This is a genomic window from Dactylosporangium fulvum (assembly GCF_025137375.1).
GTDB lineage: Bacteria > Actinomycetota > Actinomycetes > Mycobacteriales > Micromonosporaceae > Dactylosporangium > Dactylosporangium fulvum.
On sequence record NZ_CP073720.1, the window covers coordinates 8,788,602 to 8,810,233 of the forward strand.

Below are 21,632 nucleotides of genomic sequence, written 5' to 3' on the forward strand. Positions count from 1 at the left end.
GACTCGCCGGTGGGCCCGCGCCTTGGGTCCGCTTCGAGGCACGGTAGGAGGCGTCAGCAGGCATGGTGGACAAGGCCCCCGCCGAGGGCGGCAGCGCCGAGCCGGCCGAGGCGCTCGCGGCGCTCGTCGCCAAGCTCCGGGCGGAGCTGACCGGGGTGCGCACCGCCATGCGGAACCGCGCGGTCATCGAACAGGCCAAGGGCGTGCTCGTCGAGCGGCTCGGCATCACTCCCGACCAGGGATTCGACCAGCTCGTGCGGCTCTCCCAGCGCACCAACATCAAGCTCATCGAGGTCGCCGCCGCGATCGTCGGGACCACGTCGCCCGACCCGAACGCGCCGGATGTGGTGAACCTCATCGACGACGAGCTGCGCCAGCACGTCGCGCGCCGGCGGGAGCGCCCGCCCGCGCCGTCCCCGGCCTCCCCTGCCCCCGCGGCCTCCCCGGCCCGCCGCCGGACCAGCCGCACGCCCGAAGTCGAGGCGCTGCAGTCCCAGCACCAGTTGCTCAGCGCCCGGATCGCGGCGGCGCGCAGCTACGACGAGATCAGTGAGGTGCTCGGGACCGCGCCGACCGCCTGGCCGGCGCCGTCGACCGTGCTGCTGACGCTGCTCGACCCGGACGGCGCCCAGCGCGGCGTCGGCGCCCACGGCGTCGCCGGCGAGGTGCGCAGCCGCTGGTCCCGCATCCCGCCGGACCCGGCGCTGCCGCTGGTCGTCGCGGTGCGGGATGCCGAGACGCTCTGGCTGTCCGCCGACGACGAGGTCACCCGGCGCTTCCCGGTGATCGGGCAGCTGCCGTTCAACGGGGCGACCATCCTCGCCTCACCGCTGGTCTCCGGCGAGCGGATCATCGGCGGCATCCTGTTGACCTGGGCCGAGGCGCTCCCGGACGGCGAGGAGCTGCGGCGGTACGTCACGGCGCTGCTCGAGCCGGTGGCGCGGCAGGTCGACACGCTGATCGGCGACGAGATCGCCAGCGCCTGGTTCCACGTCGAAGGCGAGGAGAGCGGTCAGGCGGCGCCGGCGCAGGTGTGGCTGCCGACCGTCGTCGACGCCCTGCACGACCCGGCGGCGCTGCTGTCGCCGGTCACCGAGGACGGGCAGCTGGTCGACTTCCGCGTCGAGTACGCCAACGGCCTCGCCCGGCAGATCTTCGCCGGGGCACGCGTCGACCCGGACGAGGCGACGCTGCTGGCCGCGTACCCGGCGCTGGGCAGCGCGACGCTGCTGCCGGAGTTCGCCCGGCTGCTGCAGGACGGCCAGCCGCGCCGCCTGGAAGGGCTGCGGGCCGATCCGCGCACGGACGGCGTGCCCGGCCCCCAGACGCTCTCGGTGCACGCGGTGCGGCTCTGGGACCGGGTGTTCGCGGTCTGGCGGGTCGCCACCGAGGCCGACCTGATGTACGACCAGCTGCTGCAGGCGGAGCGCATCGCCGGGATCGGCTCCTTCTGCTGGGAGCTGCGCGACCCGGAGCCGCGCTGCTCCCCCGAGCTCATCCGGCTCTTCCACGGCGGGCGCGACGCGGCCCGCGTGCCGGTCGAGGAACTGACCGCCAGCGTCCACCCCGACGACCTGCTCGCGGTGCAGGACGCAGTCCGGCGCACGATCGTGGAGGGCAGGCACCTCCTCGCCGAGGCGCGCGGCGCCGGGCGGGTCAACGGCCGGCGGCTCCGGCTCACCGCCGAGCCGATCTTCGACGACACCGGCACCGTCAGCGCGGTGCGCGGCACCGTGCAGGACGTCACCGAGGAGCGGGCGATCGAGGCCCGGCTGCGCCGCGCCGAGGAGGCGCTCGCGGCGCAGCGGCACCGGCTCGCGGACGAGCGGCGGGCCGCGGAGGCCCTGCAGCGGGCGCTGCTGCCGACCGACCCGGAGCTCGGGCACCTGGACGGCGTCGAGATCTGCGGCCGGTGCCGCTCCCCCGAGCGGGTCGGCACCATCGACGGCGACTGGTACGACGCGACGGCCCTGCCCGACGGCAGCACCGTGCTGGTCCTCGGCGACGTCGACGAACAGGGCCTCTCGTCGATGACAACGGCGGCGCGGCTGCGGTACGCGGTCCGGGCGTACGCGATGCTCGACATGTCACCCGGGGACATCCTGACCGCGGTCAACGGCATGCTCTGCGCGATGGAGGTGGAGCACACCGCCTGCCTGGTGGTGGCCCGTCTCTCCCCCGAGACCCGGGAGCTGCGGTGGGCGGCCGCCGGACAGGTCGCCCCGATCCGGTACACGGCCACGGGCCAGGGCTCGGTGCTGTCCGGGCCGCTCGGGTTGCCGCTGGGTGAGGTCGCCGAGATGCGGTACACCGACACCACGGTCACGCTGGAGCAGGGTGACCGGATGCTGCTCTACACCGGCGGCCAGGCCCGCGTCGACCGGCGCCGCAGCGGTGGCCTCGACCTGGTCCGCCGGGCCGGGGAGCACGTCGACCTGAGCGACTTCGACGCGGTGATGACGCACCTGATCGGCGCGCTCAAGGTGGCCGACGACGAGGACGTCTGCGCGATGCTTATCCACGTGCGCTGATCCACGTGCGCTGATTCCCGCGTCGAGTTTCTGGTTCCGCGGTGCTTCTCAGGCCTGCCGGGTGTCCCAGTCCCACGGCAGGCCGAGACCGTCGAATCGGCCCAGGGCGTCACGGTGGCGGGCGGCCAGGACGACACGGTCCGGGCCGAGATGGCCCAGGAGGTCGTCGTCGCCGTAGTACCGGGTCCGCGGGTCGGGCCAGCGCCACAGGGCGTCGTCGAGCTCGCGGAGCCGGACCTTGACGGCGCGCAGCTCGTCCGGGTCCGGCTCCATGTAGACGAGGCCGTGCAACGGGGCGTACGTCGCCTCGTACACCGCCGCGTAGACGAGGAACCGGGACAGTGACAGGCCGGTGGGGAACTCGTCGTTCTCGTAGACCTCGGGATCACCGGGCACGCCCGCGTCCGGGCTCTGTTCCGGAACCTTCCGTTCCAGATTCCTCCGTTCCGGAACCTTCCATTGCGGGATCGAATACCAGTCGTCCGCGCCCTCCCAGAATCGGACCATTCCGTTCTCGGGTCGCAGGTCGGTCCACGGACGCATGACGTGGTCGCGGCTGAGCGGGAGCGAATAGCGGGCGGCGACGCGGTACCAACCGGCCAGCGGCTCCGGGACGCCGGGGAGCGGCAGGTCGACAGGCGGACGATCGGGCAGACCGTACCAGCGGTGGACGAACCGCCCCAAACTTTCCGGCGTCACCACGTCGAGCTCGTACACGCGGAACATCATGCCGGGTGCGGCAGCGTCCACAGGCGGCGCACCGTTGCTCATTCGCGACCCAACTCTCGATGTTTATGGTTACGAATATTTATGAGTTCGCGTACTCTCCGGGCCGTGCCAGAGATTCAGCCGAACGGGTTAGCGGCCGATACCGAGGCGGACGCCGCCGGCGAGCCGAACGGTGGATCAGCGAGTCCGGACGCTCCGCGGGACACCGCCGCCGGCAACACGCCGGGCGACCGACCGGCCGCGGCGGCAGCCGTCTCCGACGTCGACGCGACGCTCAACGACCAGAGCGTGCGGGAACTCGCCGCGCAGTTCGAGGACGAGAAGCCGGGCCGCCGGCTGAGCGGGCCGGTGCAGATCGGGGTCACCGCCGTCGGGACGGCCGCCGCGCTGCTCGTGCTCTGGCAGGTCTTCCGGCCGCTCTCCCAGGGCAGCCAGTACTACCTGGTCGTCTTCCTCAGCGTGGTGCTGCCGCTGGTGTTCGTGCTGTACCCGTCGGGGGCCCGGTTCCCGTGGCGGCACCGCGAACCGGACGTCGTCCCGGTCGACAAGGGACCGACCGTCGCCGACTGGGTGCTCGCCACGGCCGCGCTGGTCGTCTGCCTCTACCCACTACTGCCGTTCGAGATCGGCGCGGCCGGGGGCGGCTACAACGCGTTCCTGAACCGGCAGGGATTCCTCGAACCGCTCGACGTGGTGATGGGCGCCGTTCTGCTGCTGCTCGTCGTCGAGGCGTGCCGCCGCACGACCGGCTGGGTGCTGCCGATCGTCTGCGCGCTGTTCCTCGCGTACGACTACTACGGCGGCTTCCTGCCGCAGACCTGGTCGATCGCCCACGCCGGGCTGGACTTCGACCAGATCATCGACGCGCTGTACAACTCACCGAGCGGGTTCTACGGCACACCGCTCGACGTCGCCGCGTCGTACATCGTCCTCTTCACGATCTACGGGGCGGTGCTCGACCTGTCCGGCGCCGGCGCGTTTTTCGTCGAACTGTCGGTCGCGGCGTTCCGCCGTTCCAAGAGCGCCGCCGGGCGCACCGCCGTGGCATCCGGTTTCCTCCTCGGTACCGTGTCCGGCTCCGGCGCCGCGACGACGGTGAGCATCGGGACGGTGACCTGGCCGATCCTGCGCCGGGCCGGATATCCGGCGGAGCGGGCCGGCGGCATGCTCGCCGCGTCGGGCGTGGGCGCGATCCTGTCACCGCCGACGCTGGGCGCCGCCGCGTTCATCATCGCCGAGTACCTGGACGTGTCCTACCTGGTCGTCCTCGGCTGGGCGACGATCCCGACGCTGCTGTACTACCTGGGCATCCTGCTGTCGGTCGAGATCGACGCCCGCCGGTTCGGCGCACGGCCGGTCAACCTGCTGGTCCAGTCGCCGTGGCAGTTGCTCGCGCGGTTCGGGTACCACTTCCTCTCCCTCTTCGTGATCATCGTGCTGCTGGCGCTGGGCCAGCCGGCGACGCAGGCGGTCATCTACGCCACGCTGCTCGCGGCGGTGCTGTCGTTCCTGGACCGCCGGCACCGGCTCACCCCGCGCCGGCTCGTCGAGGCGCTCGCCGCCGGCATCCGCGGGGTGCTGCCGGTCGTCGCGGTCTGCGTCGCGGCCGGGGTCATCACCGCCAGCACCACCAAGACGGGCCTCGGACCGCAGATGTCGAGCCTGATGGTCGACTGGGCGCAGTCCCTGGCGACGAACCACACCGCCGTCGTCGCGCTCACCGCCGTGTTCGCCGCGGTCGCGCTCACGCTGCTGGGCCTCGCGGTGCCGGTGACCGCATCGTTCATCATCGGCTGGGTCATCATCGGCCAGGCGCTGATCAACCTGGGCATCTCCGAGCCGGCGACGGCGATGTTCATCTTCTACTTCGCGGTGCTGTCCGAGGCGACGCCACCGACCGCCCTCGCCTCCGTGGCCGCGGCCGCGGTGACCGGCGGCAGGGTGTTCCCGACGATGTGGCAGACGCTGCGGTACGCGCTGCCGGCGTACCTGGTGCCCATCGCGTTCGTGGTCACGCCGACCGGCCGTGCGCTGCTCGGCCTCGCCGGGTGGGGCGACATCGTGTTCGCCGTGGCGGCGTCGGCGCTCGGCGTGCTCGCGCTGTCCATCGCCGCCGGCGGCTGGCTGATCGGTCTCGGCAAGGCCGGTGTCGTACCACGGGTGCTCGCCGGGCTGGCCAGCCTCCTGCTGCTCTGGCTCGACAAGGCGACCGTCGGCGTCGGCGTGGGCCTGCTGCTGGTGGCCGCGGTGCTCGTGTACCTCAGTGCTCGATCTCGTGTTGACGCTCCTAGAGAGGATGTGCCGTGACATCGAAGTCCTGGATCGGAACCTGCGTGGCGGGCGCCCTGGTATTGACCGCGGTGGCCGGATGCGGAGGCCGGCAGACCGACAACACCACGGACAACGCCGGGGCGAACTCGGAGATCGCCTGCACCGTCACCTCCGACACCCGCATCGCGATCGCGACCGGTAATACCACCGGTGTGTACTACGTCGTCGGCAACGCCCTGGCCACCCAGATCACCCAGGCGACCGGCGACAAGGTCAAGGCGAGCGCGGCGGAGACCGGCGCGTCCGTCGGCAACATCAAGGGCCTGGACAAGGGCGACTACCAGGTGGCGTTCTCGCTGTTCGACAGCGCGACCGACGCCGTTCAGGGCAAGGGCTCGTTCGACAAGCCGGTGAAGATCGCCGCGCTCGGCCGGATCTACGACAACGCCACCCACGTCGTGGTGCGCGCCGGCTCCGGGATCAACTCGGTCGCCGACATGAAGGGCAAGCGGATCTCGACCGGCTCGCCGAACTCGGGCACCGAGGTCATCGCGCAGCGCCTGCTCAAGGCCGCCGGGCTGGACCCCGACAAGGACATCCAGCCGCAGCGGCTCGACCTGGCGAAGACCACCGAGGGCGTGAAGGCCGGCACGATCGACGGCTTCTTCTGGTCCGGCGGCCTGCCGACGGCGGGTGTCACCGACCTGTTCACGACCAACGGCGACAAGGTGAAGTTCCTGGACCTGTCCGGCCTGCTGCCGGAGATGCAGAAGCTCGGCCCGGCGTATCAGGAGGGCACGATCCCGGCGGCGACGTACAAGACGCCGGGTGACGTCAAGACCATCGTGGTGCCGAACGTGCTGCTGGTGCGTGAGGACATGAACGCCGACCTGGCGTGCGTGCTGACGAAGACGCTGGTGGAGAAGCGCGAGGAGCTGGCGAAGGCGAACCCGGCGGCGAAGGGCATCACGCTGGAGACGATCCGCAGGACCGACCCGGTGCCGCTGCACCGCGGCGCGGTGGCGGCCCTGGACAAGGCGGGCGCCGCGAAGTAGGGCCCGGGCTCTGGAGGTTGTGGTCCCGGTTCCTACCCCGAGATGCCCGAGATGGCGGTCCGGTCCGGGACCACGACTCCGAGGTCGCGGAGGACGGCGGCCAGGTGCGCCTGCACGGCACGGGCGGCGGCCATCGCCGCGTGCACGGCGTCGCGGTCCGCGGCGTCGTGCGGGAAGAACGTGAGCCGGCCGTCGGCGCGCCACACCACCGGCACGTCCAGCCGCTCGAGGATCGCCGTCAGGGCCGCCTGGCCGCTCTTGAGGGCGGCGCGGACCTCACGGGACGGTGCACCACCTCCACCGATGACGGGCACTCGCCAGACATCGTCGACCGTGCACGCCTCTGCAGCCGCCACATCGATCACCATATGTCGACGGTAGGAACAGCGTGCGGTGTTTCACCAGCAAGATTTTCTTCCTGTGGATAACCGTCACGTCGAGCCGGCGGGCGGTGGACCTGGCCGAGGGCCGGCTGCCGCCCCCTCAGGCAGCCTTCGGGATCACGAGAAACCCACGGCGGCCGCCGCCGGACAGGGGCGGCCGTCGTGGGTTCGGTGCAGCGTTTCGGTGCAGCGTTTCGGTGCAGCGTTTCGGTGCAGCGTGAGGTCAGAGCGTCGTCGTGATGGCCACCGCGACCAGCTCGCTCGAGTGGCTGCCGAACACGCCGACCGTCGGCGGGCGCGGCGTGAATCCCGGTAGGCCGGACAGGCCGTCGCTGCCGTCCACGAGGCGGAGCTTGAACGGGCCAGGGCCGTCGAGGAGCAGGGTCACCTCGATGCCGCCGGGCGGCGGGCCGTGGAAGATGACGCCGAAGCGGTCCTGCTCGTCGAGGTACGTCACGGCGTCGCGGCCCTCCACGGTGGCCTGCACGACCCGGTGGTCGCCGACCTCACCGTAGAACGACACGAACCGGACCTGCCGCTTCGACTCCAGCCGGAAGCGCACGGTGCGCCGGTTGCCCGAGGTGTCGTCGGAGAGCACGGTCACGGTCGGGGCCGGAAGGTCGGCGACGTTCGCCGGGCCCACCGAGAGCATGCCCTCGGGCAGGACCGGGAACTGCCGGCTCTGTTCCTGCTGGTTGCGCACGTATCGCGACGTCCACTCGCCCGGGGACTGTTCCAGGCTGACCCACTTGGCGAAGTTGGTGTCGCGGTCGAGTGCGTACATCAGGTGGGTCGGCTCCGGGTGACGGCTGTCCCACCGGTCGACGACCATGCCGACCGTCGTGCAGAGCACCGCCACGACCAGGGCCGCGACCGCCGGGGCAGAGCCGAGCACACGGTGCCGCGGCTCGCCGGCCGGGCGGAACAGCGGCTCGAGCGCCGGCAGCGCCGCCAGGCCCAGCAGCATGGCGAAGATCGCCGCGGCGGCGCCGGTCGCCAGGCCCAGCGCCGGGAAGAACAGCGCGACGGTGGGCGCCAGGATGAGCGTCGCGACACCCGCACCGGCGACCAGCACAGTGATCTTGATCAGCTGCTGGCGCACGTACAGCACGGCGATGCCGGCGAGCGCACCGACGAGGGCGGGGATCGCCACGAGGTACGACCCGCCGGGGATGGCGGCGGCGAACACCACGCCGAGCACGGCCAGCAGCACCAGCCCGCCCGTCGCCAGCGGGACGGGGCCCAGCCGACGACGGCTCAGCGCATACCACCCCAGGAGGATGCTCGCGGCGAGCGCGACGACACCGAACCGGAACCAGGTCGGCCGGGCCGGGTCGAGCAGCTCTCCGTAACCGGGGCGGATCACCACCAGGAGGGCCCACAGGAGCTGGGCGGCGACGGCGACCACAACGACCGGCACGAGCGCCAGACCGAGTCCGGTCAGCGTGCGGGGCACCGAGGTCAGCCCACGGCGCCGGGCCAGGAACACGAGGGCGGCGACAGCGAGCAGCGCGAGCACCGCGATCGGCCAGGTGAGCGCCGACGGGTAGCGCACCAGGAACCCGGCGAACGGGAAGTAGACCGCGTCGCCGGAGGCCGGACGCATCAGCGGCGCCAGGTCGGCCCGGCCGAGCTCGCGGGTCAGGGCGAGCGCGTTGTCGCCGTGGTGCTGGAGGCTGGCGCGGTCCATCGTGTCAGGTCGGTCGAACGGACTGTGGTAGACGCTGGAGCCGTCGATGTAGGCGGTGTTGAGCCCGGTGAACCGGGACTGGCCCAGGAACGGGGTGAAGTCGGTGTCGTTGGACAGCAGCCGGTAGACCTCGACGGCGAGGCTGGTGCCGACCGGGTGCGGGGTGCGGGCGTAGACGTCGATGAGGTCGGCGTTGCCCTCGGAGGTCTGGAACATGACGGCCGGGCCGCGGCTGCCCCGGGCCTCGAAGTTCAGCACGACGGCCTGGCGCTGGCCGAGCGGGTGGCGGCTGACGAACGCCTCCGCGCCGCACAGGCACGCCTCCTCGGCGTCGGTGAACAGGAAGACGATGTCGTTGCGCGGCCGCTCGCCGGTCGTCAGCGCGCGGGCCACCTCGAGCAGGGTGCCGCTGCCGGCGCCGTCGTCGTTGGCGCCGTAGCTGACCTGGACCGAGTCGTAGTGCGCCAGGAGCACGACCTGGCCGGTCGAAACGGTGCCGGGCAGGACGGCGACGACGTTGCGCACCCGGGCCATGCCGCCGTCGCCGAACTTGCCGGCGTTGACCCCGACGGTGTCCTGGACCTCGGGGCGCAGCCCGAGCCCGGTCAGGGTCTCGACGATGTGCTCCCGGACGCGGTCGGCGGCAGGGCTGCCGGTGACGTGGACCTCCTGCCCGATCCGCTCGACGTGGGTGAACGCGCGACCGGCGGAGAACTCACCGGCGGGGGCCGACGCCGGGCGGGGTGCGAGTGGCTGGACGTCGGCGATACCGAGCGCGGCGAGCAGCGCGAGCACGATCACCGCGGCGGCGGCGACGAGCGGTCGCCGCGGCGGTGCGGCGAAACTGCGGTCGGACAAGGGTCGGTCCTCCTGCTCCGGGGGTGAGCCACATTCTGCACTCCCCCACCGACACTTCCCGCCCGGATCGACGGCACGTCCGGCGGCGACTGCGCAGCGTGACGCCGCCCGGACGGAGCGCTCGAGGTCAAGATCGGGTGCCGCTCGGTTGTTGGGGATCCCGGAGCGCCCCGGGCCGCATAGCGTCTCGACCATGAACAACGAACTGACGCCAGCCGTGCCGGCCCCCTCGTTCGGCACGCCCCCGTTTGACGCCGGCTCGTTCGAGGCGAGCCACCTGGCCACCGCCGAGCTCGCCGCACGCCACCAACTGGACCAGGTGATGGCCATGGTGGGCGTGGACGGGCTGGTGGAGGCACTCGCCCAGCCCTTCCTGCTGGCGAAGGTCGACCAGCACGCCGCCGCGGTGCGGGAGAGCCTGACCGCCGCCGGGAAGCCGGTCGACGCGATCTCGCTCGCCGGCTACGCGCGTTCCGTGATCGCCGTGCACCAGCGTCACGGGCGGCCGCTGCCGACGCCGGACAGCGTCGACTGGACGGCGGCGGACTGGACGGCGCTGCGGCTCGTCGCGGTCTGCCACCTGGCGGACGCCGCCGGCGCCCTCTGAGCGGCCGGGTGGGTCAGCGCCGGCGGCCGGACCGGCCGGAGGACTCGTTCCAGCGGAAGTGCACGAAGAGCCGGCCGAAGTTGTCCGAGTCCTTCTCCACCCGGTGGTAGAGCGCCTTGATCTCACGCTGGTCGAGGAACCGCAGCACCCGCTTCTTGAGCGCGCCCGACCCCTTGCCCGGGATGATCTCGACGAGGGTGGCGCGCTTGGCCACCGCCTCGTCGATGATCCCGCGCAGCGCACGGTCGATGTCGCCGCTGCGGTTGAAGATGTCGTGGAGGTCGAGCTTGAGCTTCACCCCACCAGCCTAATTGCCGCCGTCAGGCGGCGACGGCGGTGACGGTCACCGGATGACCGGCCGCCTTCCACGCCTGGAAGCCGCCGGCGAGGTCGGTCGCGAGGTGCAGACCCAGGTCCTGCAGCGCGGCGGCGGCGAGCGACGACGTGTACCCCTCCGAGCAGAACACCACGATCGGCAGGTCGAAGCGGTCGGCGACGGCCAGCCGCGCATCACTGCGGGGGTCGAACCGCCACTCCAGGACGTTGCGCTCGACGATCAGGGCGCCCGGGATCTCACCCTCCGCGGCGCGCTGCGCGGCGGGGCGGATGTCGACGAGGACGGCGCCCTCGGCGGCGGCGAGCCGGGCCTGGTCCGGGTCGAGCCGGCGCAGCCGGGCACGGGCCTCGTCGAGGATCGCGTCGATGCTCTTTCCGGGCTGTACGGTCACCAGTCCGCTCCCGCCCTCGTGATGGACTCGACGCTGAGCCGGCCGTCGTGCAGCCGGTAGCGGGTCATGGCCTGCAACGCCGGGCCGTAGACGTGCACGGTCACGGCCGGGCGGGTGCCGGCGTTGACGACCCGGTGCACGTGGTGCGGGCCGAACCGCCGGCCCCGCCCGGCCGGCATCCCGGTGCCGACCAGTTCGCCGCCCCTGACGGTCTGCTCGATGATCTCGCCGGAGACGACGGTGAACGCGCCCGCCGAGCCGCCGTGGTCGTGCAGGTCGGTCCCCTGGCCGGGCAGCCAGGTCAGCAGCCAGACCTCGTGGTCGTCGGCGGTGGCGAGCCGCCCGTACCAGCGCTCGTGCGGGTCGAACCGGGGCGCGAACGGCCAGTCGTCCGGCGATTCCGCATAACGGCGCGCGATGTCCAGGAAGTCGACGTTGAGGACGCCGACGCTCGAAGCGACGGCGACCCCCGTGGAGACAGTCATGAGAAAACTCCAGTATCCGTACGTACTAGATAGGAATTAGAGCACACGTCGAGAAGACGGCCGTGGAGCGGAGAACGGGGTGTCGCGAGCGAAGGCTCTAGCGGCTACAGCGCGCGCTGGCGTGTCGAGCGAGGTCGACCACCAGTTCTTGGGTCAGCAACGCGCCTTCGGGCCCCATAGAACCGATGGTGCCGACCCGGACACGCGATCGTCAACCCGCGTCCACAATTCGGGACATGACGTACGACACGGAAATGTCGCGACGATGCCCACCACGGTGTCAGCGAACGGTGCCAGCGGATGACAGGGCAATGTGCGCGGTTTGCCAGCGCGGTCCGGCAGGCTGAGCGTGTCGCGGTCCGTGAACGTCGCGGACCCATCCACAGGGGGAACACGCCATGAGCTTCGCTTTCCAGGCCACCGGCCTGGTCAAGCGCTTCGGCAAGACCACCGCGCTGGCCGGGGTGGATCTCGCCGCCGAGCCGGGCACGGTGCTCGGGGTCCTCGGCCCCAACGGCGCCGGCAAGACCACCGCCGTGCGCATCCTCGCCACGCTCCTGCGCCCCGACGAAGGGCAGGCCGTCGTCGGCGGCTACGACGTGGTCCGCCACCCGGCGGCGGTTCGCCGCATCAGCGGCCTGACCGGCCAGTTCGCGTCGGTGGACGAGGACCTCACCGGCACCGAGAACCTCGTCCTCATCGGCCAGCTGCTCGACCTGCGCCGCGCCGACGCGAAGGCCCGCGCCGCGCAGCTGCTCGCCGACTTCGACCTGACCGAGGCGGCGAACCGCCCGGCCAAGACGTACTCGGGCGGCATGCGGCGCCGCCTCGACCTGGCGGCCAGCCTCGTCGGCCGGCCCGCCGTCGTCTACCTCGACGAGCCGACCACCGGCCTCGACCCGGCCAAGCGCGAGGACGTGTGGAACATGGTCCGCGCCCAGGTGCGGGAGGGCACGACCGTCCTGCTCACCACGCAGTACCTCGAGGAGGCCGACGCGCTCGCCGACAACATCTCGGTCTTCAACCACGGCAAGGTCATCGCGCACGGCACGCCGGCCCAGCTCAAGCACATCGTCGGCGGGCAGACCATCAGTGTGCGCCCGGCCGATCCGGCGCACCTGGAGGCGGTGGCGGCGATCCTGACGGCCGTCTCCGGCAACCAGGTCGAGTCGCACGGGCGCGGGGTGCTGTCGGTGCCGGTCACCGACGACCGGGCGATGACAGCGGTCGTACGGCGGCTCGACGAGGCCGGGATCGGCGTCATCGAACTGTCGCTGCACCTGCCGAGCCTCGACGAGGTGTTCTTCACGTTGACCCGCGGCGAGAACACCGCGGACCCGCAGAAGGTGCAGGTGCCGGCATGACCACCTCTTCCACCGCCACCTCTTCCACTACCGCCTCTTCCGCGGCCACCGCTTCCGCCGCCGGCACGCCGATCCGCGCGGCCGTCCCGGGCCGCCCGTTCGGCCTGGTCCGGCACAGCCTCGTCATGGCCCGGCGCAGCCTCATCAAGACGATGCGGACGCCCGAGCAACTGCTGGACGTCACGCTCCAGCCGATCATCTTCATCGTCATGTTCGTCTACCTGCTGGGCGGCGCCATCTCCGGCTCCCGCCACGAGTACCTGCAGTTCCTGCTGCCCGCGCTGCTGGTGCAGAACGTGCTGTTCGCGTCGGCGCCGACCGGGGTCAGCCTGAACACCGACATCAAGACGGGGGTCTTCGACCGGTTCCGCAGCCTGCCGATCGGGCGGTCCGCGCCGCTGATCGGCGGGGTGCTCGGCGACATGATCCGGTTCGTGGTGGCGATCGTGGTGATGCTCGGCTTCGGCTACATCATCGGTTTCCGGTTCGGGACCGACCCGCTGTCCGTCATCGCCGCCTGCCTGCTGGTGATGTTCATGGCGTTCTGCTTCAGCTGGATGTTCGTGCTGCTCGGCATGGTCGTCCGCGAGCCGGGCGCGGTCCAGGGGCTCGGGTTCGTCATCATGTTCCCGCTCACCTTCGGCACGAACGTGCTCGTACCGACCGACACCCTGCCCGGCTGGTTGCAGGCGTGGGTGAAGATCAACCCCGTCGCCGACGCGATGCAGGCGGCCCGCGCGCTGATGGTCGGCACGGGCCCGACGGCCGGGCCGGTGGTGAAGACGCTCGTGTGGTCGCTCGCGATCCTGGCGGTGTTCGCGCCGCTCGCGGTCCGCGCGTACCGCAGGAAGGCCTAACCCGACCGAAGCAGGTCTACGGCTGTCTCCCGCGGCATCGAGGCACCACGGGAGACAGCCGCCTCGAACGGCTCGTCGCCGAGCTCGGCGCGCAGCCGCGCCGACCGGCGCAGCCAGTCGGCATCGGACAGGTCCGGGCCGTCGGCCAGCTGCTGCGCGACGCCCAGGATCTCGGCGGCGGTGCCGGGCGCGCCGCGGGCATGGGCGAGCGCGGCCCAGCCCACCGCGACCCGTGCCACGACCGGCATGTCCCGCACCGGCAGGGCCATCCGCATCGCCTCGGTCAGCCGTGCCCGGGCGGTGTCGAACTCACCGCGCTCGACGTCGACGTGGGCACGGGCGGCGAGCAGGATCGCCCGGTACTGCGGGGCGACCAGCGACAGGTCCCGCTGCAGGCGCCACGCCTCGGCGTAGAGCCGGTCGGCCTCGTCGAGGTCACCCTCGACGCGGGCCACGTGCCCCAGCTCCAGCATCGCGTGCGACACGTCCCGCGCCGCCACCCCGACGTCCTCGACGAACGCCCGCAGCTCGGCACGCGCCACCGCCGGCCCGTCGGTGTGGACGCGCAGGGCGGCGAGGCTGATCCGCTGGAACGCCTCGTTCGCCTGGATCCCGAGCTGGTGGTACAGCTCGATCGACTCCTCCAGACAGCCGACGGCGGTGGCGAAGTCGCCGCGCCGGGCGTGCCCGCTCGCGGCCGAGGACAGGGTTATCGACAGGCCCCACCGCTCGCCGACCTTGCGGAACTCGACGGCGGACGCGTCGAGGGCGCACAGCATGCCGTCGATGTCGCCGTCGTTCTCCCGCAGGTGGCCGAGGATCGACAGCAGCATCGCCCTGGTCCACGTGTCGACGGGGTCGGCGAGCCGCTCCTCGATGACGGCCGCGCCGCGCTCGCTGTCGTCGCGGAACAGGTTCACCACCGGTTCGACGAGCGCGACGAAGGGATGGGCGTTCTCCCGCGGTACCGTCGCCGCCGACGTGATCAGCTCGTCCAGCAGGTCGTGGTCGAACTGGAAGTCGCCGGCGAACCCGCTGTTGACCAGATACATCGCCAGCACGACGACCCGCAGGTCATGCGGGACGTCGCCCGGCACCCGCCGGATGCGGTCCAGCCAGAGCGCCGCCTCCGCGTGATTGTCCTCGAACGTCCAGAACCAGCCCGCCGAGGCACCCAGCCGGTGCGCGCCGGCCGCGTCGCCGGCGTCGCAGAAGTACGCGACGGCCGCGTGCAGGTTGTCGCGCTCGGGCCGCAGGCGCTCGAGCCGGTCGAGCTGCGTGGCGGTGCGCAGGTGCGGCTCCGCCTCCTCCATCAGCGCGAGGAAGTGGGCGGCGTGCGTGGCGCGGGCCGGGCCCACTCCCCCGCGCCGTGCCAGCTCCTCCAGCGCGAACTCGCGAATCGTCTCGAGCATGCGGTACCGCACCGCGGGACCCTCGACGACCTGCAGCAGCGACCGGTCGACGAGCGCGTCGAGGAGTTCCTCCGGGTCGTCGACGCCGGCGACGGCACCGGTCGCGACCGCGTCGAAGGTGCCGGGGAACACCGCGAGTGCCTCACCGAACCGCCGCTCCCGCTCGCCGAGCAGGTCCCAGCTCCACGCCACGACGGCGTGGAGCGTGCGGTGCCGCGGCAGGGCGGTGCGGCTGCCCCCGGTCAGCAGCCGGAACCGGTCGTCGAGCCGGGCCGCGACCTGCTCCGCGGTGAACGAGCGCATCCGGGCCGCGGCCAGCTCGATCGCCAGCGGCAGGCCGTCGAGCCGGCGGCAGATCTCCGCCACTGATCCCACGTTGTCGCCGGTCACCGCGAACCCGGGACGCGCAGCTGCCGCCCGGTCCCGCAGGAGTTGTACCGCGGGATAGGTGACCGCCTCGTCGGCGGTCACGGCGCCGTCCGGGTGGCGCAGCGGGCCGACCGGGAACAACGACTCACCGAGGATGCCCAGCGGCTCCCGGCTGGTGGCCAGGATCCGCAGCTTCGGGCAGCGGCCGAGCAGTTCCTCGCCGAGCCGGGCGGCGGCGTCGACGACGTGCTCGCAGTTGTCCAGGACGAGCAGCACGCCGGAGACCGTGAGGGCCTCGGTGAGCTGGTCCAGGACGTCGAGACGGCGCGGGCGCCGGGGGCCCTCCGGCTGGCCGAGCCCGCCCGCGTGCAGCGTGCGCAGTACCGTGGCCGGCACCTCCGCCGCCTCCGTCACCGGCGCCAGCTCGACCAGCCATGCCCCGTCGGGCAGTTGTCCGCCGACCTCGGCGGCGACCGAGGTGGCGAGCCGGGTCTTGCCGGCGCCACCGGGGCCGACGAGCGTGACGAGGCGGCTGTCGAGGACCTGCGCGCAGAGTTGCTCGACGTCGCCGGCGCGCCCGACGAAGCTGGTCAGTGCGGCGCGGAGATTGCCGGTGCGGGTCCTCCGCGGCGTCTCCTGCTGCTCGGCCCGCAGCACGGCGAGATGGGCGTCGCGCAGCTGCGGGGAAGGGTCGGCGCCGAGCTCGTCGGCCAGCCTGGCCCGGCACTCCTCGAACACGGTGAGCGCCTCCGCCGGCCGCCCCTCGGCCTGCAGGGCGCGGATCAGCAGTGCGGCGAGCCGTTCACGCAGCGGGTGCTCGGCGGTCAGCTCCCGCAGCCGGGCGACGGTGTCGCCGGGAAACCCGCCGGCCTCGACGAGATCCTCGGTGGCGGCGAGCCGCAGCTCCTCCCACCGGGCCGTGAACGGCGCCGCGAACCCGGCACCGGCCACGTCGGTGAGCGCCGGGCCGCGCCACAGAGCGATCGCCTCACGCAGAAGCCGCCCGGCCGGCTCGGTGTCGTCGGCGCGCAATGCCCGACGGCCGGCGGCGGCGAGGCGCTCGAACCGCAAGGCGTCGACGGCCTCGTCGTCGAGATCGAGGCGATACCCGCCGGTGCCGGACACGAGGGCCGGGTGCCCGTCGAGGGACCTGCGCAGGCGCGACACGAGCGACTGGACGGCGTTGGCGGGATCGGCGGGGCCGCCGCCGGGCCAGAGCGCCTCGGCGAGCCGGTCGACGGCGACGGGACGTCCCGGCTCGACGGCCAGCCGGATCAGCAGGGTGCGCAGTCGTGCGCCGCCGAGCTCGACCGGGCGGCCGCCGACGTCGACGGTGAGTGGTCCGAGCAGGCCGACACGCATGCGTCAACTCTGCCACCGGCGTGGGCCGGACGGTGTCCTGCCGTCCGGCCCCAGTGGACGCGGTGCCGCGATGTTACGGTGTGTCAGTAGATACTCACGCCGTACACGCTCAGCGGTTCGGTGACCGGCTGGAAGTACGTGACGCCGCCGGAGCTGCAGTTGCCGCTGCCGCCGGAGGTCAGGCCGAGGGCGGTCGTACCGGCGAAGAGGGAGCCACCGCTGTCGCCGGGCTCGGCGCAGACCGTCGTACGGATCAGGCCGGTGACACGACCCTGCGCGTAGTTCACCGTGGCGTTGAGCTGGGTGACAGAACCGCTGCGCACGCCGGTGGTCGAGCCGCTGCGGCGGACGGACTGGCCGACGGTGGCGTTACCGGCGGAGGTGATCTCCTGGTACGAGCCGTTGTAGAGGGAGACGTTGCCAGGGTGGGAGACGCCGGCCGCGTAGCGCACGATGCCGTAGTCGTTGCCCGGGAAGCTGGTGCCGGTGCGGGTGCCGAGGACCGAGCCGCTGCTCGTGGTCCAGGTCGAGCCGATGTTGGTGCAGTGCCCGGCGGTCAGGAAGTAGTAGGTGCTGCCGCTGACCACGTTGAAGCCGAGGGAGCAGCGGGAACCGCCGGCGTAGATGGCCTGGCCGCCCGAGATCGTCGGGCGCAGCTCACCGGACATCCGCTCGATGCGCGCACCGCCGCCGAGACCGGCGACGGTCGCCTCCAGGGTCTTGACGTGCTCGGCCGGGACGGTGCTGTCGATCGAGACGACAACCTGGTTGCTCACCGGGTCGACGGCCCAGGCCGTGCCGGGGATGCCGGCCTTCGCGTCGAGGACCGAGGTGACGCGGGCCAGCTCGGCGCCGCTGTGCTTGACCGTGCGGGCCTTGGCGCCCGTGGCCTCGACGCTCTTGGCGGTCGCGGCGTCGGTGACGTTGACGACGAGTTTGCCCTGCGCGTCGAGGTATGAACCGGCGGCACGGGTGCCGAGCTGCCCGACGAGCGCCTCGGCGTTGGCCGCCTTGGTTTCCGTCGCCGCTTGTGCCACGGACGGTGCGAGGATCGAGCCGGCGACGAGCCCGGCGCCCGCGGCGATGACCGCGGCCCGCCGGAACGAGGACCTTGTGAGTCTCACGTGAGCCTCCCCTGAATCGGAGCCGATACATATCGGCAGCGACCGATGTTTCCATCGGAAAGGGACTCACGCAAGATTCAGTGTCAAATTAGGTCATAGCGCTCTTGTCATATCACTACCGACTAGCGGCCCACGCCCTCCAGCAGGAACTCGCTCACCGGGCCGTACAGGTGCGGCTGGACGTTGTCGTCGATCGGCACCGTCACCGACACGCGACCCTCGGCCTCGGCGATGAACAGCGCCGGGTCGTTGCTGTCCGCGAACGCCACCACGTCGAGTCCGGCCGCCGCCGCGGCGCCGGCAAACCCGTGGTCGGCGACCACCAGGTCGGGCAGCCCGGCACCCTGCCGCTCCAACTCGGCCAGCATGATCCGCATGCCGTCCGGCGAATGGGTGTGCCACAGCGCGATGCCACGCTCCGCCGCCACCGCCACACCGCCGACATACCGCACCGCCAGCTGATATTCGCGGCCGTCGTACCGCCCCGGCGACGCGAACACCGCACCCGGCGCCGGCAGCAGCAGCTCACAACCGGCCGCCCGCAGCGCCGCAGCGATCGCGAGATGCACCTCGATCATCCCGGCCGGGTGACCGGTCGCCACCAGCACCCGCTCCCGCCGCTCGGCAGCCAGGCGCAACCGGTCGCGCATCCGCTCCAGCGCACGGACGGTCTTGTGCGGGTCGATCATGTCGGTGCCGGTCGCCCGATCCGCGTCGGCGTCGATGCCGACCCGCTGGGCCATGACCGCCAGCACCTCCGGCAGCGTCCACGTCTTCAACGGGATCAGGCCGAACAGATATCCCTCATGACCTTCGGCGAACGCGGTGGCGTTGCCGTGATTGGAGGAACGGGTGGTCTCGACATCACCGGCGAGCCGCGCTTCACGAAGATAGCTCACAAGCTCAGGCATATGACCCATGGTAGGTACACACACCCCCGGCGCCGAGGAAAGCGGCCTAAGGTCACAGACATGCCGGATGCCGACACACACGTGTATCTCGAGGCCACCCCGAAGAAGGTCTTCGCCGGAAGCCTCGACTGGCCGGGCTGGGGCCGCTTCGCCAAAACCGAGGAAGCGGCGCTCGAAGCCCTGGCCGGCTACGCCGAACGGTACGCCCCCATCGCGGCGGCCGCCGGCTTCAGCTTCCCCACCACACCGCGGTTCACCGTCGTCGAACGGGTGCCGGGCACGTCGACCACCGAGTTCGGTGCGCCCGACGGCCGCCCCGCCGCGGACGGCACACCGGTGACCAAGGCCACCGCCGACCGGCACACCAAACTGCTGCGCGCCGCCTGGGCAGCCTTCGAAGACCGCTCCGCCACCGCGCCGGAGTCGCTGCGCAAGGGGCCCCGCGGCGGCGGACGCGACCGGGACAAGATGATCGATCACCTGATCGACTCCGAGGCCGCCTACGCGCGCAAGATCGGCGTCAAGCACCGCCCGCCGGCCATCGACGACAGTGACGCCATCGAGGCTCTGCGCACCGACGTGCTGGCGGTCCTCGGCCGGCCCAGCGACGGAGGGCCGCTCACGACCAACGGCTGGACCGCGCGGTACGCCGCCCGGCGGTTCGTCTGGCACGTGCTGGATCACTTATGGGAGATGGAGGATCGCAGCGAGTAATCGGGGCGGGGATGTGTCGGTGGGGTGGGTTACGGTGCGGGCATGGGGGAAGAGGCGGGGGTTCCGGGTCCGATCGGACCATTGACGGACGCACTCGCCGCGCTCGTCGACTTCGATCCTTCGACACTCGACGACGCGGCGGTGCGCGAGGCCACCCTGCTCCTGCTCCGCTCCCACAACCAGCTCGACGCGGCCATCACCCGGTTCCTCGGCGTGTTCGACGACCGGCGCCTGTCCCGCCGCGACGCATACGGATCCACCAAGCGCTGGCTCGAAGCATTCGGGCGGCTCTCCGGCCCGGCCGCCAGCAGTCGCATGCGGGCCGTCGAGATCACCCGCCTGCTGCCCGACCTCGAGGAGGCGTTCGAGGCCGGCGAGGTCAGCTCCGAGCACGTCAACCGGATCGGGCTCACCGCCGAAGAGGTCGGCGACGACGTCATCGAGCAGGTCGAGCAGACACTCGTGCCGCTCGCCCGCCAGTTCGACCCGCACACGCTGCACGAGGCCTGCGCCTATCTGCGCGACGCCGCCCTGCGCGACAAGAACACCCCGCCCGACCAGCAGTACCTGCGCCGCGGCGTGACACTCACCCGACTCGGCGACATGTGGAAGCTGCGCGGCATCCTCGACACCGAGACCGGGGCCCTGCTCAGCGCCGGGCTCGACGCGTTCACCAAGGCACCGGCCCCCGACGACGACCGGAACCCGGCCCAGCGACGCCACGACGGCCTCGCCGACCTGCTCACCGCGACCCTCCGGGACGGCCGCGCGCCGGCGGTCGGCGGCGGACTGCGGCCCCACATCGCGCTGCTGATGCCGGTCCGGCGATACGTGCAACTGCACGACCATGGCGACGACCCGGACGGGACCTGGGACGGTTGCGGCGACGACGGCCCTGCCGTGCTCAGCGAGTGGGGTCCGGTCCCCGACGGGCTCGCGTCCCGGCTCAGCTGCGATGCGATGCTCCAGCCGATCTGGCTGCACCCCGACAACGGTGTGCCGCTGAAACTCGGCCGGGCCTACCGCAACACGCCACCGGCGCTGCGCCGGGCGCTGGCGGCCCGCGACCCGCACTGCCGCTGGCCCGGCTGCCGGATGCCGGCCAACTGGTGCGACAGCCACCACCTGCGGGAGTGGATCCGCGACCACGGCGAGACGGACATCGACAACCTCGTGCTGCTGTGCCGCTACCACCACGTGTGCGTGCACGAGCGCGGCTGGTCACTGCGCCGCGACCCCGGCAACGGCTGGATCATCGTCATCCGGCCCGACGGCACGCCGTACGAGCTCGGGCCCAGCCGTCCGCGCAGCAGCGCGGTCCCCTACGGCAGAGGCGGTGGCGGCCCGCCGCCCGACTGACACGTCGTCATTGGACGGGGTCGGGGCCCGCACCGGCGAGGCCCCGCAACAACAACTGCGTCAGCGTCTCGATCGCCTCGTCGTCGGTGAGCCGTGGCTCGGGCGCGGTCAGGTGGGCATAGGCGAAGAACCCCAGCATCGAACCCATCGCATCGGCCACCACGGCCGGGCGGCCCGGGAGCACCCGACCGCCCTCCGCCATGCGTTCCAGGTGCTCGCGCAGCATCGTGGTGTCCTGCGTGAGCCGCTGCCGGGCCGTGCCACTGTAGGGCTCCTCGGCCGTCGACGCCTGGAACAGCGCCACCATCACGGGCAGGTGGTCACGGAAGGCGGTCCAGGCCGCGGCGACGTGTGCGCGCAGCTGGGCCTCGTCGGCGAGGTCATGGTCCGGGTCGTGGTCGGGCAGGGCGGCGTCCGCGGTCGACTCCATGTCGGCCAGCAGTGCTCGGAGCAGTTCCTCCTTGCTGGAGAAGTGGTCGTAGAAGGAACCGACCGCCCGGCCGGCCTCGGCCGTGATGTCACTGATCTTGGTGTTGAGGTAGCCGCGTTCGGCGAACAGCTTGCGGGCCGCATCCTTCAGCGCGGCCTGGGTCTGGGCCGCCTTCTCCTTGCGCGTCACCATTGCCGCCACCGCCTCGCCACTCGGGCACTCCCCGCTCGCACGTCGTCACCACCACACCCCGGAGCGCGGCTCCGGCCCGCCAGGTCGTCCTGTTCCCTCCACCGGTCCATGACCGGCTCGGACGGAACACGTCGCTCCCCCAGCTCCGCACCGTTCAGGACCGGCTCGGGTGGAACAGGTCATTCCGGGTCCGCACGGCTC

At 72.1% G+C, this 21,632-nt stretch carries 18 protein-coding genes; 8 read left to right on the forward strand and 10 right to left on the reverse strand.

What is annotated here, in order from left to right; translation table 11 throughout:
- The first annotated feature begins 62 nt into the window (after nucleotides 1-62).
- A complete protein-coding gene (locus Dfulv_RS40330; protein WP_259859073.1) occupies nucleotides 63-2,531 on the forward strand; it encodes a SpoIIE family protein phosphatase in 2,469 nt (822 codons plus the stop codon).
- A 48-nt stretch (nucleotides 2,532-2,579) separates the two neighbouring features.
- Here Dfulv_RS40330 and Dfulv_RS40335 read toward each other — a convergent pair whose 3' ends face one another.
- Nucleotides 2,580-3,281: a hypothetical protein gene (locus Dfulv_RS40335; protein WP_259859074.1), complete on the reverse strand. Its 702-nt coding sequence runs from the start codon at nucleotides 3,279-3,281 to the stop codon at nucleotides 2,580-2,582.
- Nucleotides 3,282-3,365: 84 nt separating this feature from the next.
- Here Dfulv_RS40335 and Dfulv_RS40340 point away from each other — a divergent pair, with 84 nt between their 5' ends.
- Both Dfulv_RS40340 and Dfulv_RS40345 read left to right on the forward strand, forming a co-directional pair.
- Complete coding sequence (locus Dfulv_RS40340; RefSeq protein ID WP_319805721.1) at nucleotides 3,366-5,567, forward strand: TRAP transporter permease; 2,202 nt, start codon at nucleotides 3,366-3,368, stop codon at nucleotides 5,565-5,567.
- Nucleotides 5,564-6,586: a TAXI family TRAP transporter solute-binding subunit gene (locus tag Dfulv_RS40345; RefSeq protein WP_259859075.1), complete on the forward strand. Its 1,023-nt coding sequence runs from the start codon at nucleotides 5,564-5,566 to the stop codon at nucleotides 6,584-6,586. Before Dfulv_RS40340 ends, Dfulv_RS40345 begins: the two co-directional genes overlap by 4 nt.
- A 32-nt stretch (nucleotides 6,587-6,618) precedes the next feature.
- Here Dfulv_RS40345 and Dfulv_RS40350 read toward each other — a convergent pair whose 3' ends face one another.
- Together Dfulv_RS40350 and Dfulv_RS40355 are read right to left on the reverse strand one after the other, a co-directional pair.
- A complete protein-coding gene (locus tag Dfulv_RS40350) occupies nucleotides 6,619-6,954 on the reverse strand; it encodes a hypothetical protein (protein ID WP_259859076.1) in 336 nt (111 codons plus the stop codon).
- Between the two features lie 238 nt (nucleotides 6,955-7,192).
- Nucleotides 7,193-9,517 carry a M28 family peptidase gene (locus Dfulv_RS40355; RefSeq protein WP_259859077.1) on the reverse strand — a complete coding sequence of 775 codons (2,325 nt, stop codon included), beginning with the start codon at nucleotides 9,515-9,517 and terminating at the stop codon, nucleotides 7,193-7,195.
- 193 nt (nucleotides 9,518-9,710) lie between these two features.
- On the opposite strand from Dfulv_RS40355, the gene Dfulv_RS40360 reads away from it, so the two are divergent.
- On the forward strand, nucleotides 9,711-10,124 hold the full coding sequence (locus tag Dfulv_RS40360) for a DUF6401 family natural product biosynthesis protein (protein ID WP_259859078.1): 414 nt from the start codon (nucleotides 9,711-9,713) through the stop codon (nucleotides 10,122-10,124).
- A gap of 13 nt (nucleotides 10,125-10,137) precedes the next feature.
- On the opposite strand, the gene Dfulv_RS40365 is transcribed toward Dfulv_RS40360, so the two are convergent.
- Genes Dfulv_RS40365 through Dfulv_RS40375 form a run of 3 tightly spaced genes read right to left on the reverse strand, consistent with a single transcriptional unit; the run spans nucleotide 10,138 to nucleotide 11,337 of the window.
- On the reverse strand, nucleotides 10,138-10,422 hold the full coding sequence (locus Dfulv_RS40365) for a Smr/MutS family protein (RefSeq protein ID WP_259859079.1): 285 nt from the start codon (nucleotides 10,420-10,422) through the stop codon (nucleotides 10,138-10,140).
- A 22-nt stretch (nucleotides 10,423-10,444) separates the two neighbouring features.
- Nucleotides 10,445-10,855, reverse strand: a complete 411-nt coding sequence (locus tag Dfulv_RS40370; protein WP_406568047.1) for a rhodanese-like domain-containing protein — start codon at nucleotides 10,853-10,855, stop codon at nucleotides 10,445-10,447.
- A complete protein-coding gene (locus Dfulv_RS40375) occupies nucleotides 10,849-11,337 on the reverse strand; it encodes a cysteine dioxygenase (protein ID WP_259859081.1) in 489 nt (162 codons plus the stop codon). Before Dfulv_RS40375 ends, Dfulv_RS40370 begins: the two co-directional genes overlap by 7 nt.
- Before the next feature lie 398 nt (nucleotides 11,338-11,735).
- Between Dfulv_RS40375 and Dfulv_RS40380 the strand changes: the two genes are divergently transcribed.
- Nucleotides 11,736-12,701: an ATP-binding cassette domain-containing protein gene (locus tag Dfulv_RS40380; RefSeq protein ID WP_259859082.1), complete on the forward strand. Its 966-nt coding sequence runs from the start codon at nucleotides 11,736-11,738 to the stop codon at nucleotides 12,699-12,701.
- Nucleotides 12,698-13,558 (forward strand): ABC transporter permease, encoded by an 861-nt coding sequence (locus tag Dfulv_RS40385; RefSeq protein ID WP_259859083.1) that lies wholly within the window; start codon nucleotides 12,698-12,700, stop codon nucleotides 13,556-13,558. The genes Dfulv_RS40380 and Dfulv_RS40385 overlap by 4 nt, the downstream gene beginning before the upstream one ends.
- On the opposite strand, the gene Dfulv_RS40390 is transcribed toward Dfulv_RS40385, so the two are convergent.
- From Dfulv_RS40390 to Dfulv_RS40400, 3 genes are all read right to left on the reverse strand, one after another.
- Nucleotides 13,555-16,701 carry a BTAD domain-containing putative transcriptional regulator gene (locus Dfulv_RS40390; RefSeq protein WP_259859084.1) on the reverse strand — a complete coding sequence of 1,049 codons (3,147 nt, stop codon included), beginning with the start codon at nucleotides 16,699-16,701 and terminating at the stop codon, nucleotides 13,555-13,557. The two genes, Dfulv_RS40385 and Dfulv_RS40390, sit on opposite strands and share 4 nt — an antisense overlap.
- Before the next feature lie 83 nt (nucleotides 16,702-16,784).
- Entirely contained in the window at nucleotides 16,785-17,825 is a 1,041-nt protein-coding gene (locus Dfulv_RS40395) for a S1 family peptidase (RefSeq protein WP_259859085.1), read from the reverse strand.
- Between the two features lie 122 nt (nucleotides 17,826-17,947).
- Entirely contained in the window at nucleotides 17,948-18,736 is a 789-nt protein-coding gene (locus Dfulv_RS40400) for a phosphatase (protein WP_259859086.1), read from the reverse strand.
- Nucleotides 18,737-18,796: 60 nt separating this feature from the next.
- Between Dfulv_RS40400 and Dfulv_RS40405 the strand changes: the two genes are divergently transcribed.
- Both Dfulv_RS40405 and Dfulv_RS40410 read left to right on the forward strand, forming a co-directional pair.
- Nucleotides 18,797-19,450, forward strand: coding sequence for a hypothetical protein (locus tag Dfulv_RS40405; protein ID WP_259859087.1), 654 nt, complete (start codon nucleotides 18,797-18,799; stop codon nucleotides 19,448-19,450).
- A gap of 81 nt (nucleotides 19,451-19,531) precedes the next feature.
- Nucleotides 19,532-20,809 (forward strand): HNH endonuclease signature motif containing protein, encoded by a 1,278-nt coding sequence (locus Dfulv_RS40410; RefSeq protein WP_259859088.1) that lies wholly within the window; start codon nucleotides 19,532-19,534, stop codon nucleotides 20,807-20,809.
- Nucleotides 20,810-20,816: 7 nt separating this feature from the next.
- Here the strand turns inward: Dfulv_RS40410 and Dfulv_RS40415 are convergent, their stop codons facing one another.
- Nucleotides 20,817-21,431, reverse strand: a complete 615-nt coding sequence (locus Dfulv_RS40415) for a TetR/AcrR family transcriptional regulator (RefSeq protein ID WP_259859089.1) — start codon at nucleotides 21,429-21,431, stop codon at nucleotides 20,817-20,819.
- Nucleotides 21,432-21,632: the final 201 nt, after the last annotated feature.